This window comes from Lactobacillus sp. wkB8 (assembly GCF_000761135.1).
In the GTDB taxonomy this organism is placed as follows: domain Bacteria; phylum Bacillota; class Bacilli; order Lactobacillales; family Lactobacillaceae; genus Lactobacillus; species Lactobacillus helsingborgensis.
Genome location: NZ_CP009531.1, coordinates 295,576 through 309,648, shown reverse-complemented (window position 1 = coordinate 309,648; position 14,073 = coordinate 295,576). Strand labels below are relative to the sequence as shown.

Here is a 14,073-nt window from a genome sequence, read left to right as displayed (position 1 = left end):
CTTTGCCTTTAGAAGAATGCTGCTCTACCAGGATTTGTAACAATCCCAATGTGGGACTGTCAGCTCCCTTTCACAAACCCAGATGAGGCTTTTGGCTCTACACCAATATTCACAACAGTCCCACGGTGGGATATTTCGCAAAAAAAGTGCTAGCAGGCAGCTGCTGTTAGAAAACGCTTGGCACCGCCAAGCTCTCACCTTACGTTAAGTAAGTGATAGCAGTTTCCCTTATGCTCTTTCCTAAAAATTTGTGAAATTCCAAGATATAGGTAACAAAACAACTTTATCTAATCCGATAAATGACAACGAACGACCAATATAAATCAACATCAAGAACCAGGTTAATCTCCTACAAGCAAAACTAAAACACTACTCGACACCCTAACCTGCAAATAAACCATGAAAGACTGCTGAACCAAAATCTACTACGCCAGCTGCTCCAACTAAACCTAAAACAAGATCAAATAATTAACCTAAACTGCCAATTACTGTTCCCTGCAGTGGGCACACTGGCCCCATAAGGTAACTAACATAACCGCAAAGCGGTTAGTTAGGTAATTTCCCCTTGCGATAAGGAGAAGAAACTATCTAACTAACCGCTTTGTCGATTGTTGGTTACTAATCTGGTCACAAAGAACCAGCATACATTTAAGCTAAAAAACGCCCTGCACAGTAGCCGAGCCGTTGTTTTTTGTCGCTCCAAAATATGATCTGAAGGTCTGGGCAACGCCATATGCTAACCCCAGCCAATAGTACCTCGTACTATGTTCTGTCCTTGCTACTGCCGTATGTTCCACTGCTGCCTGCTCGCCTTACGCATGAGTAATTCTGACCAGACAGTAGTCGTCTGTACCGCCCTGACCTGGTTCGCTTAACTGCTGGTCGTCACCGCCACTTGCCCCACTGCATTCGTTACGTGCTTTCGGAAATAGATTTATTACTTGAAATGGCTCTATTAAACCTGTCCCTTTTTTCAACTTTGTCCTGTTGGTTCGCTTGATAACGGAAAAGACCTCCGGGCTAATCTTTTAACTCGAAGGTCTTTTTAACTTCATCTCTTGAATTTTTAAGTATTTTTGTTATACTTAATTTAATTGATGAAGCTAATCTGTTACCCTGCAAAAGTTTGAGATTAGCTTTTTTCATGCCTTGATTGTCCTTATTGGCAATCAAGGCATTTTATTTGCTTGTTAAAGTAATCATACCATAGAAATATCAAATTCTACTAATTTTTTTAAAATTAATAGTCTTTTAGACTGAGAGTAGTATTCTATCAAGCTTAAAAGCTTTCTAGATTAACAACAAATTGCTGCCAGCGTGTTTTAATGGCTAATTATCATTAATCTAATAAATTATATAATTCAACTACCTGCTCATTAAGTTCTTGTATGATTTACGCAATTTGCTAAATCTGCTTTGTAGGCATTCAACTACGTCTTGTTTTAGTTTGATTATAAGCATTTTGTACCAATCCAGCAGCCACATTCTTGGTTAATGGTACTTTTAACTTTTTTGCTTGGATCATTAATGTATCAGTAGCTGTCTGTTTTTTATCTGCACCAGATTTCTCACTTTTAATAGCTTCCTCGTTAACTAAAACTTGAGCAAGCTTATACCATACATCTAACTTATCTGCTAAAGATTTATTACGTTCTTTAATATATGGATAAATACCAACAAGAATAAACGCAATTATTACAGCTAGCGTGCTTAACAATTGTAAAATAGACGTTAATTTATCCATCAATATCACTTCTCTCCTTGACAGTAGTAAATTGTGCTGCCTTTAATTTACGAATTTTTTCTTTTAAATGATCAATTTCATTTTCATCATTAAGAAACTTTGTACGATAGTATTTTACTTCGTTATATAATCGTCGCCGTTCTTTATCATTTGCAGTATTTCTTGTTTTTACATGCCACTGATAAAAATTGATTAGCATTGAAACGAGTCCACAAAAGGCAGTTGAGGTTAGCAAAATTATCAGTTTTTTATACATTATGCATATTCCTCCTTGCTATTTTGGTTTGTATAAAAGAAAGAGTCTCAACAGTAAGTGAGCTGTTTGAGACTTTTAAATATTTTATGATCTATTTATAAAACTTATTACTACTCTGGGTCATTCCAAGTAATTTCATAAATTCTACTGTGCAAAGTCTTTAATGTAGTTGCGTCATGATATGAGACCGTTAAATATGCATCATTTTTATTAATTACTTGAATACTTTCAAACTCAGTAACAAATTTACTCCGATCTAAGACTGAACCATTATTGTGATCATTATTATTAGCATTCAAATTAATTCTATGCCAGTTCTCTGTGCTATTCCAATCCACTAATCCATTCGGCAGTTTTTGATAACCATAAGGTATTTTATAAATATAACGATCTTGAGCTACCCCTTGACCTACATCATCTGTTTTAGGTGCAGCTTCACTTGAAATATAGATATTTTTTTATCGTCTATATCAAAGCCCTGAATTGATCCAACAGCAGATGTAAAATTCTCAATTTTAAATGCATAAGAACAACGAAATTGATCAAGCGGATAATTTGTAGGACCACCATTGAGAGCTTTATTAATTTCATTCACTGAGTAGAAACCAAAATGAGCCGTTCCACTTGTATCAATAGTAACAATCAACATATCTAGATAATTTGGAGAAACCGCAGCTTCGGATCTAAGCAAATTAACTCCTGGATAAACTACATTATCATCATAGCCTGCTCCTGCTCTATTAAGAGCTGACAACCTAGGCATCTGTGTATTTTTCGTATATTTTTTATTTTGAAATTTTACCCTTGCTATTTGAGTAGCCCAGTAATATTTAGAGCTTGAAAGTTTTTTAGGTTTTGTACCAATAAACCACTCACCATTGCCGTTAGGTCCAGCATATTCCCAAGTTTGTGTATGAGAACCTGCTGTACCACTCTTTTTAGCACCCTTTAAAAATAACCGAAAATGCTTTTCGCCTTTTGTAAATTGTGCATTAAATCCATCTTTTCTTGCTCTATAAACTACAGTATCTGTACCTTTGGCCAATTGCTGCAACGCATATATATATTTAGTTGCTACATTACCTTTTTGAACAACTACCTGATGGAGACCATTCAATTCATATTTCAAACTTGGCGTTACACTAGATACTTTTCTCATATCGAAACTCCTTTACTAATTGAAAAAATAATTATCTATCCAAATCTTTAATCTCGAGATCATAATTAAAATAGCACGTAAGGAGGAATTAAGCCGACTAATGTCGGCTTAATTCTTTGTTGGAGGAATTGTGCAAGTTTTAAGCAAAAAAAAAACAATGAGGATTCATTGCTTTTTATATTTAACTTTATTCTTTTATATTTTTTCTATGTTGGCTGGCGTGACATCAGCTGCTGTATTTATTGGCTTTAAATGATTGCCAAAAGTATATTTAGCAGTCGAAGCTTTCACAAAATTACAGTTTGACATCGATGAAGGTGAATCTAAAACTTCATAAAATAGTTCTGCTTTTTTATCTGCTGGAACCCATATATATCTTAATCCTGTAACCGAAACCGTATCACCTGAACTAAACCATGAATCGTCCGCAAATTCTCCTTTTATATTATAAAGATATGCGTCATTCACAAATCTTACATGCATGATATTAGTATACGGTATTAGTTGCTGACGAGGCTGCGTTTTAAGGTCGTCTCTTAAAACAAACAATTTTTTATTGTTTTTTATGCGGAATACTTCTAGAACTCCATTATCAAGCATATCAATTTTAGTCGTCCCTGCTAGTTCTTCTCTATTACTGCGACGATCAACCACTAGTTTCGTACCCTTTTTGACATATTTATTGGTAAATTCACCTTTATTATTAACAAGATTTGCTTTTGTAAAATCTTTATCAGAAGAAAATGGCGATGATGCTATTGTAACAGTAGCATAATTAGTAAATAACTTATTTCCATTGATACTATCAACATTTATAGCTTTAATATAACCGCCATGACCGATGTTGTAGTATTGTTTACCTTTAATTGTTTTATATGGTAGATAATACCAGTTCATATCTTTGTCATTAAAGGAATAACGCTTGGTATCTGGATCAGATAGGGCTTTAATTTTGCCAACATATCTTACTAAAGCACCCTTTTTTAGCAGCCCATTCGTTTTAAGATAAGAATACTTTTTCTTACCCTTTTTGTTATAAACACGAGTCTTATGATTCAAGGTTAGCTTGCCTTGCTCAGAATTTACATTTGACGTAGTAGTTTGAGCTTGATCAATATTAGTTGTAGTAACTGCTAATGATGTTGTTGTCAATATTCCAGCTAATAAGCTAATAAACAATTTTTTGTTAATTTTCATTGTAATTACTCCTTTATCCTTAAATTCTAATAGCTATCTGGTTAATTGTCTATTAAGGCTACCTTTACTGGACCAGGCAACCTAATATAAATATTAGTCGAAGTAGTGCTAAGCCAAATGGCTATCAGTTTTAAAAGATTTATAAAAAACTTCGTGAAAAATAAAGTGCGATCCTCGCATGCAAAAGAGACATACTAGACGTCTAGGCAATCCATTTGGATTGCCTTTTTGTATATCTACACTTTTGAAATCTACGTGTGCTTCTATGTTTTAATAAAACCCTCTTTACTCTTTTGAGGACTTCGTCCTGTTATTGATATATAATAATATATAGAAATATATAGCAATATATAGCAATATAAGAGAAATATATATGAAAGATATAAGAGAAATAATTGATATAATAGTACCTACAGCATCTAATAAAGAAGTAGCAAGATATAGAACAAGGATTAATTCGTATATAAAAAAATATAAGATAATATATAAAAAAGAAAATAGAAAAATGGTTCTTGATGAATCAGAAGCGAAGAAAGTCATTGCTCATTTTAAAAATGGTGAAGTAGGTTCTGCTAGATCAATTAGTAAAACTGATTACGTCAGACATTTGGAAGAAAAAGTAGCGAAACAACAAGAAGAAATTGATCAGCTTAATAATCGATATTTAAGTAAAATCGAGGAGCAGAATAAAGAGTTAAGAGAAGCTAATAGGGCTTTAGGAAAAAAGTTTGATCGGTTAATGCAGCTTATGAACCAACAACAACAGTTACATGGCAGAGACCAAAAGATAAAAGAGCAGGGCTCTTTAGAACGTAAGGAAAGAAACATTGATAATGAACTAAAAGAGCCAGTTCGAAAAAATGAACACTGGTGGCAAAAGATTTTTAAATAATTGGGCATAAGACCTTGAGGCATCTTAAGATCACTTCTAACTGACTTATAATCATTCGCTAACAATAGGGAACTTAATGTTTAAAAGTAACGTATTCAAAGTTATTTTGACAATAATTTCACCTACTATAATATTAATTTTCACTGTATTTTTTAAATAAGTAATCAATATTTCAAATGACTCGTAAGAGTCATTTTTTATTTTATCTTCTAGTTATTAATCTTTGAAAAACTTGATAATTTCATATTATAAAGCACAAATTAACTGGATATTTAACGAACTATATGTTTATATATACATGATTATTTTTTAATATTATTTGTTGACAAATTTTTATGCTGAACTATGGTTTTAATATCAATGTCGACATTGATCTAAAATATTATGAAAGGCGTACTATTATGAAAAGTACCATTAAAAAATTGGGAATTTCTCTTGGGGCAGCAAGTTTTATAGGAACGACTATGGCAACAACTGTAGTAAATACATTTGCTGCTACGGACAACTCCGTAAGTAATTCCAATGAAAATCAAAACAACAGTTCATATGGGGCATTGTACGGTTCATTAACTAAAGATCAACAAGATGAGTTTGATCAAATTGTTAATGGTGCTGGACTTAATGAGGAGCAGCAGAATACTCTCTTACAAGACAAAATTACTGAACAAAACAATAACCTGACACGTGGCTTAAAGTTAGAAACAATTAAGAAAATTGCCAAATACGTTGCTAAAATTACTGGTAACAGTTTAAAAACTAAGCCACTAAAAGCTTTTGTAAACTTTCTAACTGATTATGAAGGTAAAGCTGAAGATGGTATACGATATGCGCTAATTCATTATCTTCACCTTAACAGCACAGTCGCTTACTGGACGGCACGAACAGTCGTATTTATCTATCTTTAAATAATCTAAAAGGTGTGACTATAACATGAATACTACTTTAATAATAATCATTATCTTGGCTCTAGAGCTTCTGCCAATCGATACTTGGCTTGCCAGATACAATATGACGCTTGCTATGCCTATCCTTTTTACTTTAGCGTTGATTGCTGTGTTTCTCCTCTCTTTAGTGGGCTTTTCAAAAGCTTTTCATTGGTATGATTATCTAATAGCAGTTATTACATGTGTTTATGAATGGATGATATTCTTCAAAAATAACAAAAAATAAGCAAACCAAAACTCAAATACGCAAATTAATTACAAATTAAGCAGATTAAATACCTAATCAAAAAAATAATTCCATATATACCAAAGCAACTTAACATAATGTACATTAAGCGAAGTTGCTACAAAGCTTAGAGCCACAAGGCTAAAAACTGCAGCAAAAAAATGTTTGTGAATTTGAAGCCGTATAGCAAAAGGGAAGACTGATTTAACAGCCTTCCCTTTTTTCATTACCTGGTAATTTCACAATTAGACCAATTGCTTCATACCAGCTTATTTGTTACTTTTCATTAAAAAAATACCGATCAATCATTTTGCACAGTACGTGCGCAATTACTGGTAAAAATAATATAGTACTGCCAAACTGGCATTTGTTGCTAGCATAGCTCTCGCCACTTTCCAAGATTTACCCCAGAGTAGCTAATCCTTATTGGCTTTGCTGCAAACTTTTTACTTAAACCCAAAATCGGTTATAACGTGAGTAGATGTTAGTAAAGCTCTCGCGCTAAGAGCATGGGACTAGCTATCTCATATTTATTATTAGGTGCTAAACCCGATTTGTTTAGCACCTTTTTCAACGCCAAGGGAAAATTTCCCCTGCTGTATATTAATATAGCATGACCGATTAAAATACGACCAAACAAAAAAGCATGAACCTTTGATGTGTACTGAAATGACCCCCAAATTTGTCCTAAATTTGGGGGTCACTTCAGGTTATTAATCTTTTTAAACTTCTTTAAGCAGCTTATTTACCTTAATACAAATACTTCTTAATCACTGTTTGTGGATCCATCCCTGAGCGTATTTGCAACTCCAGTTCAATTGCAACATCGGCAATAGTAACTTGCGGGTCAATTACATTATAAGGGTGATCTGGCGCTTTTTCCTGAGCCAGTGATAATTCCGTACAACCAAGCAAAATCACATTGCAACCGTATTGATCATGCATTGTACGCAATATCCGGTGATAGAGTTCTTTGTCAACTACACCCTTCTCTTTGATATTCGAGTAGATCAATTCGGTAACCATTGGTTGAATTTCTGGACCGCCAAGTTCAGCTTCGCGACCTACTTGCTTAATTTCATCTTCATATAAATGATCATAAATAGACCCTTCTGTAGCAATTAACCCGATCTTTTTTTCATTGGGATAATCGACTAAGAACTTATGCACGGCAATACGCATCATATTTAAGAAGGGAACATCAGTTAAGTTTGCCAGATCATCATAAAAATAATGAGCAGTATTACATGGCATGATAAAAAAGTCAGGCTTTAGCGGCGCTTGCTGCAAAACATCATCACGTAAGGCATTAAAAAAATTAGGCTTATTGTGATCTTTAATATAAGTGGTGCGATCGGGAACTTGTGCATCATTCACTAAAATATAATTTAAATAATCCTGATCCTTAGTAATTTTAATGCGATGATTAATCATACGCACAAAACTTTCAGTGGCAATAGTGCCCATTCCGCCAATAATAGTAAAAAAATTTTTCATTATATCAACTTTTCTAATCGTTAAAGTTTTTTAGCCTTCTAATTTAGCAATTACTTGTTGCGCAACCGTAATATCGGAAGGATATGGCGTATCTACACCACGCACTTTTTGATAGCCATCTGCTCCTTTACCACAGATAAGAACAATATCGCCCTTTTTAGACATACTGATAGCATCTGTGATTGCCTTTTCTCGATCTAATTCAATTGTGACGTCAACCTTAGAATGATCAATTCCAGCATCAATTTCCTGGGCGATTTCCTGTGGGTCTTCAAACCCTGGGTCATCAGTGGTTAAAAAGGCCTTATCAGCAAACGCATTTAAGCTATGACTAAATCCTGGACGCCGCGAAACGCCCTTATCACCGGGTGCGCCCACAACCACAATAATCCTAGGATTATCAAATTCACGTTGCATAAAGCCCATTAGTGCCATCATTGACGCTTCATTATGAGCATAATCTACAACTACCACACCGTGGTCCTTGGTAACTTGGGTTTGCATCCGTCCAGGTACTGTAACCTGACTAATGCCTTTAGCAGCGGAATCATGATCCATACCCGCTAGTCCTGCTCCAATTACAGCAGCTGTGCCGTTAGATTCGTTAAAGTCACCTAACATTTTCAACTGGTAGTTACCACTGATATTCAGCTTCTTTGCTTTAGGAGTTACGCACAGCACTTGGAATTTTGTCCGCACCATGTCCAGCTCCTCAGTTGCAAAGCGAAAATCAATCGTCTGTTTTAAATCTGGATTAGTAAATTTCTCATCAGCAAATAAGTAAATACTGTCTGGATCAGTAGTTGTTGTGGCCGCAGCATAAACTTCAGCAAAACGATCAGTTTGAGCATTAATAATACACTTGCGTGCATTAACCAATAGCTGCAATTTGCAATGCAGATAGTCTTCAAAGTTAGGATGCTCATTTGGTCCAATATGATCTGGAGAAATATTTAAAAAGAAACCTAAATCATAGGTCAAACCAAATACTCTGTTTTTCTTATATGCTTGGCTCGATACTTCCATAACCATGTGGGTCATGCCATTATCAACAGCTGTTCTCATATCACGGAACAAGTCTAATGATTCGGGCGTAGTCAAACTTGATTTAAAAGTATCTTCTTTTTCTGGTCCTACTACAGTATTAACAGATGAAATTAAAGCGGTTTTGCCACCATTCATTTGATCCAGCATCCCTTTTAAAAAGTACGCCGTGGTCGTCTTACCTTTTGTACCCGTGATCGCTACTACAAACAGATCATCTTGCGGGAAACGGAAAAAGGCAGCGGATAACAAAGCCATTGCCTTTGAAACATTGCGCACAATTAGCGCATGCATTCCTTTACCTTCTGGGTAAGGCTGTTCAGCTACATAGCAGTTAGCACCATTAGCTTTTGCCATTGATAAGTATGTGGGGCGAAAGCCGGCTCCCTTACAAAAGAACAGTGTGTTCGTCTGAACATCGCGTGAGTCATAAGACACATATTCCATTTTAGATGAAACAGTATCTTGAACTGCGCTGGACTTAAGCAGATGGTGTTCTTTTAAAATTAAAATACAGGTATTTAAAGAAATACTCATGCTATACTCCTCTATTTATTATCTCAGTCAAAATTATACCACATCTGCGCCGGGGTTTTGCTCACTCTTTAAGTTTAATGGCAGGCAAATAATGAAACGGGTCCAATCCTGATCAGATTCACAGCGAATTTTACCATGATGTAAATCAACAATACTTTTGGTAATTGATAATCCCAGTCCTGTACCACCGGTTTGGGTATTTCGTGAACCTTCCACCCGGTAAAAACGTTCAAAGATTTTCTTAAGCGAATCAGCCGGAATTTGGGCACCATTATTCTCTACGCGTAACTCTACCTCATTGTTGTTAACTAAATTGGCAATCAGGTTGATCTGCGTGGCACCGGTGCCGTACTTTAAAGCATTGGTAATCAGGTTGTTATAAACACGAACCAACTTTTCCGCATCAGCTTCAATGGTTAAATTCTTCGGTCTGGCTTCAATATTAAATACTATCCCTTTTTCCTGACCTTCGAATTCAAAACCAGCTGCTACTTGTTCTAACATAGAAAAAATATGCAAAGAAGACAAGTTTAGTTTGGTACTAGTTGATTTTAACGTGGTATATTCAAGCAGATCGTGAGCCAGCGACTTCATTTGTTCTGCTTTCATATACGCAATATTAAGATATTTTTGTTGATCTGCTGGATCCGATACCCCCGATTTAAGTAGTCCTAAGTAACCGATGATAGAAGTCAAAGGTGTCCTGATATCATGAGAAACATTGCTAATCAGTTCGTCTTTAGACTTTTCAATTGCTTTTTCTTCATTAATTGCATTCACGGTACTGTCAACCAGTGAATTGATTGAATCAATAACCTTTTGCAAATCGGTTTTAACCTTAAAAGATATGGTATGGTCAAAATGTCCTTTAGCAATATAATGCAATTCGGAAATAACATGCCTTAATTGCATTTGGTGGTAACGCCGAATTAACCGCCAATAAAGAACGATTAAGTCACCAACGCCCATAAAAATGATAAAGGTATTCTGCCATGACCATAAGTGGCGTCCACCGGCAAAAGTAATAGTCCTTTTTAAAAAATAAATGCCATTAACCAGGTTTTTATTTTGTAAAATTGTCAAGTTGATTAAAATAACTACCGATAGGTTCAATAGCAGGAGCAGAATAACAGTTATCACACCTTCAGCAAACAACTCACTCTTTTCAGCAGCTGTCAGCTTGACCCGTTCTTTTTTCATTTAGCTAAGCCTCAACTTTATAGCCTACACCCCAAACAGTCTGAATGACATCTTCGCCGCCAGTAGCTTTTTGAATCTTATCGCGCAAGTGCGAAACGTGCACCATGACAGTCTTAGCGGAAACAATTGACTCTTGTTGCCAAACCCGTTCAAAGATCTCATCAGCAGAAAATACGCGGTTAGGGTGACTGGCTAATAAGTACAGAATACCAAATTCTAAAGCTGTTAATTGAATATCCTGACCATCAATCGTTTTAACTTCGTGAGAATCACGGTTAATAATTAGTGGCCCTACCTCTAAAATATCAGGTTCATCGTCTTTAACCTGCTTTTGACTACGTCGTAACAGTGAACGAACACGCGCCATTACCTCTAACGGATTAAATGGTTTAGACACATAGTCATCGGCTCCAGTAATTAATCCCTGAATTTTATCCATATCGCCGGTTTTGGCTGATACAATAATAATAGGAATATCTGAATCCTTGCGTACTTCTTTAATAACATCAATACCGCTCATATTGGGCATCATAACATCTAAAATCATCAATGCAATATCTGGAGTAGTTGTCAGCTTGGTAATTGCTTCCTTGCCGCTATATGCGACAACGGGAGTGTATCCTTCGTTTTTAAGGTAAATACTTAACAATTCGACGATTTCTTTATCATCATCGACAACTAAAATTTTCATAGGGCTTATTTCCCTTCTTTTTATTTATTAATTATATTTGTTTTATTTTTGTAGTCTACTAAATATAGTGTAGCAGAACTTATGTCTAATATTTTAGACAATTTTGTAACAAACTACTAATATTCAGGCACAACTTTATCGTTTTATTAAAAAAGCTGGAAAAACTCCAGCTCATTTTTTAGTTTAATTTATTAATACCATTTAAGTATGCCACAAGCCATTGCCGGTCAACGAAACCTAAAAATGCGCCATTTTCATTTTGCACGGCAACTTCTTCTTGCTCACTTAAGATTGCTAAGACCTTGGCAAGCTTTTCATCAGCTTTAACCTTAGTCATAGATGCTAGTATTGCTGTTTCTTTCTGCTTAAATTCATTAAACAAAGCGGCTTGCCTTAAAGGTGTTTCATACAAGTCATTACCAAGACTGCCCTTGAAAAAGTCCTTGACATACTTATTTGCCGGATGCCGCAATATTTCCTGAGGCTGATCAACCTGCAATAATTGCCCATCTTTCATAATGGCGATCCTATCAGCTAAACGTAAAGCCTCATTCATGTCATGGGTAACAAAAATAATGGTATTGTGCAGTTGCTTATGCAGATCAACTACCAAGCTTTGTAAATTGGCACGAGAAAGCGGATCAAGGGCGCTAAAGGGCTCATCCATTAGAACAATCGGCGGCTTAGAAGCAATTGCCCGTAAAATACCAATTCGCTGCTGCTCACCACCAGATAATTCATGAGGATATCTCTTAGCATATTCCTCTGGATTCAACCCCACTTCTTGTAGTAACTTGGCGGCAGTTTCTGCTAAATTGCCTTTGTCTCCCTGTATTTCAGGAATTAGGGTAATATTTTTTGCAACCGTCATATTAGGAAAAAGAGCAATTTGTTGCAACACATAACCAATTTGCCAGCGCAATTTTTGCACGTTATATTCAGTAGTAGGACGCTGATTGACTAAAACGCGGCCGCCATTAGGGTCTTCTAAACGGTTAATCATCTTAATAGAAGTAGTTTTCCCACTGCCAGAATTGCCCACAAGAACAAAAAGCTCACCCTGCTGAATATCAAGATTAAGATCATTTACCACTACTTTATCAGCAAAAGATTTTTTTACATGTTCAAATTTAATCGCTGAAGTCATTTTAATTCTCCTTAAGCAAATGCTGTTTCACTAAAAAGTCATGCGCTACCTGTCCCGGATCCATGTTTTTAACATTTACTTTGTAGTTCATCTCCTGCATTTGTTTTTCAGTTATTTTACCGGCCAGCTTATTCAAACTGCGGACAATTTGGGGATGTTTACGGGCAAAATCATTGCTCATTAAAGGTGCACCTTGATAAATCGGGAAATTATGCCTGTCATCCTTTAAGATACTTAAATGATATTGCCTTAATTCACTGTCTGTTGAGTAGGCATCAACAATATTAACCTTATTTTGGTCAATTGCCTGATAACGCAATGCCGGTTCCATTGATTTGACAGGGAAATCAATTTGATATAATTTTTTAATTCCTTTAAAGCCATCATCACGATCAATAAATTCTAGCGTCATACCACCCTTTAACTGATTGGCAATGTTTGCTAAATCACTTATTTTAGCCAAATGATTTTTCTTTTTAAATGATGTTTTAACGGCTAAAGCATAGGTATTATCATAGGCCATAGGTTTAAGCAGTGTGAGCTTATCCTGTTTATTCATTAAATTTCTGGCCTTTTCATAAGTTTCTTTTTCGGTTAAACCCGCGGTTTCGACTGGGGTTTTAGCAAAAGTTTCCAAAACAGTTCCCGTAAACTCCGGATAGATATCTATCTTACCGTTTTTTAAAGCACTGAATAAAAAAGTGGTCTTACCAAAATTAGGTTTTAAAGTAACTTGAACGTGAGAATCTCCTTGTTCAATTAATTCTTTATACATATTAATTAAAATATCAGGTTCAGATCCCAGTTTACCGGCAATAGTAATAGTTTCTTTTTGATTTGCGGCAGCTTCATAAATACTGCTGCCTGCTAAAAATAAGACACTGACCAACAAAATACCCAAAGCTGCTTTGACAGAGGCATGTTCTAACCACTTAATTAAAGCACTTAGGGTAATAGCCAAAACGCCAGAGCAAACTGCACCAATTACTATTAACCCAGTATTATTGCGGTCTATTCCCAGCAAGATAAAGCTACCAAGTCCGCCGGCGCCAATTAAAGCAGCCATAGTGGCGGTGCCGATAATTAAAACCAAAGCAGTTCTGATACCCGAAATAATAGTAGGCATTGCTAACGGCAATTCCACTTTGAGCAATTTTTGCATCCGAGACATCCCGAATGCGTCCGCGGCTTCTTCCAGGGCCGGATCAATTTCGGTTAAGCCTAAATAGGTATTTTGAAAAATAGGCAATAAAGCATAAACTACCAGCGCAATTACTGCAGGTACTGTGCCAATGCCGACTAGCGGAATTAATAAACCCAGCAATGCTAAAGAAGGAATCGTCTGCAGAATACTAGCAACTTGCAGTAAAAATTCTGCTGCCTTGCTATGTTTTACAGCCCAAAAAGCTAACGGCATTGCAATTACCATTGCAATCAGCAATGAAAGAAGTGATATTTGTAAATGCTGCAATAAGGCAATTCCCAGATCACCCTTGCGTTCACTTAAAATTTGTATAATTTGATTCATTGCTTAATTCC

At 35.7% G+C, this 14,073-nt stretch carries 14 protein-coding genes; 3 read left to right on the top strand and 11 right to left on the bottom strand.

The annotated features are described in order from the left end of the window. Window positions 1-1,426 precede the first annotated feature (1,426 nt). The 5 genes from LACWKB8_RS01485 to LACWKB8_RS08955 form a co-directional block, all read right to left on the bottom strand. Window positions 1,427-1,744, bottom strand: a complete 318-nt coding sequence (locus tag LACWKB8_RS01485; RefSeq protein ID WP_038521156.1) for a phage holin, LLH family — start codon at window positions 1,742-1,744, stop codon at window positions 1,427-1,429. Then, window positions 1,737-2,000, bottom strand: coding sequence for a hypothetical protein (locus LACWKB8_RS01480; RefSeq protein ID WP_038521153.1), 264 nt, complete (start codon window positions 1,998-2,000; stop codon window positions 1,737-1,739). The genes LACWKB8_RS01485 and LACWKB8_RS01480 overlap by 8 nt, the downstream gene beginning before the upstream one ends. A 110-nt stretch (window positions 2,001-2,110) precedes the next feature. Next, window positions 2,111-2,338: a hypothetical protein gene (locus LACWKB8_RS09370; protein WP_371211448.1), complete on the bottom strand. Its 228-nt coding sequence runs from the start codon at window positions 2,336-2,338 to the stop codon at window positions 2,111-2,113. A gap of 71 nt (window positions 2,339-2,409) precedes the next feature. Beyond that, the gene (locus LACWKB8_RS01475; RefSeq protein WP_052059624.1) at window positions 2,410-3,159 is read right to left on the bottom strand and encodes a helveticin J family class III bacteriocin; all 750 of its coding nucleotides are present in this window, start codon (window positions 3,157-3,159) and stop codon (window positions 2,410-2,412) included. 195 nt (window positions 3,160-3,354) lie between these two features. After that, a complete protein-coding gene (locus LACWKB8_RS08955; RefSeq protein ID WP_052059623.1) occupies window positions 3,355-4,356 on the bottom strand; it encodes an SLAP domain-containing protein in 1,002 nt (333 codons plus the stop codon). A 373-nt stretch (window positions 4,357-4,729) separates the two neighbouring features. On the opposite strand from LACWKB8_RS08955, the gene LACWKB8_RS01465 reads away from it, so the two are divergent. From LACWKB8_RS01465 to LACWKB8_RS01455, 3 genes are all read left to right on the top strand, one after another. Then, the gene (locus tag LACWKB8_RS01465; protein WP_038521150.1) at window positions 4,730-5,248 is read left to right on the top strand and encodes a hypothetical protein; all 519 of its coding nucleotides are present in this window, start codon (window positions 4,730-4,732) and stop codon (window positions 5,246-5,248) included. A gap of 401 nt (window positions 5,249-5,649) precedes the next feature. Beyond that, entirely contained in the window at window positions 5,650-6,153 is a 504-nt protein-coding gene (locus LACWKB8_RS01460; RefSeq protein ID WP_038521147.1) for a hypothetical protein, read from the top strand. Window positions 6,154-6,178: 25 nt separating this feature from the next. Then, window positions 6,179-6,418, top strand: coding sequence for a hypothetical protein (locus LACWKB8_RS01455; protein ID WP_038521144.1), 240 nt, complete (start codon window positions 6,179-6,181; stop codon window positions 6,416-6,418). A 750-nt stretch (window positions 6,419-7,168) separates the two neighbouring features. On the opposite strand, the gene LACWKB8_RS01450 is transcribed toward LACWKB8_RS01455, so the two are convergent. The 6 genes from LACWKB8_RS01450 to LACWKB8_RS01425 all read right to left on the bottom strand — a co-directional run bounded on the left by LACWKB8_RS01450 (window position 7,169) and on the right by LACWKB8_RS01425 (window position 14,062). Continuing rightward, a complete protein-coding gene (locus LACWKB8_RS01450; RefSeq protein WP_038521141.1) occupies window positions 7,169-7,915 on the bottom strand; it encodes an aspartate/glutamate racemase family protein in 747 nt (248 codons plus the stop codon). 30 nt (window positions 7,916-7,945) lie between these two features. Then, window positions 7,946-9,496 (bottom strand): UDP-N-acetylmuramoyl-L-alanyl-D-glutamate--2,6-diaminopimelate ligase, encoded by a 1,551-nt coding sequence (locus LACWKB8_RS01445; RefSeq protein WP_038521137.1) that lies wholly within the window; start codon window positions 9,494-9,496, stop codon window positions 7,946-7,948. A 33-nt stretch (window positions 9,497-9,529) separates the two neighbouring features. Further along, the gene (locus tag LACWKB8_RS01440; protein ID WP_038521134.1) at window positions 9,530-10,696 is read right to left on the bottom strand and encodes a cell wall metabolism sensor histidine kinase WalK; all 1,167 of its coding nucleotides are present in this window, start codon (window positions 10,694-10,696) and stop codon (window positions 9,530-9,532) included. A 4-nt stretch (window positions 10,697-10,700) separates the two neighbouring features. Then, window positions 10,701-11,387, bottom strand: coding sequence for a response regulator transcription factor (locus LACWKB8_RS01435; protein ID WP_038521131.1), 687 nt, complete (start codon window positions 11,385-11,387; stop codon window positions 10,701-10,703). A 178-nt stretch (window positions 11,388-11,565) separates the two neighbouring features. Then, window positions 11,566-12,534, bottom strand: coding sequence for an ABC transporter ATP-binding protein (locus LACWKB8_RS01430; protein WP_038521128.1), 969 nt, complete (start codon window positions 12,532-12,534; stop codon window positions 11,566-11,568). A gap of 1 nt (window position 12,535) precedes the next feature. Then, entirely contained in the window at window positions 12,536-14,062 is a 1,527-nt protein-coding gene (locus tag LACWKB8_RS01425) for an ABC transporter permease/substrate-binding protein (protein WP_038521125.1), read from the bottom strand. Window positions 14,063-14,073 lie beyond the last annotated feature (11 nt).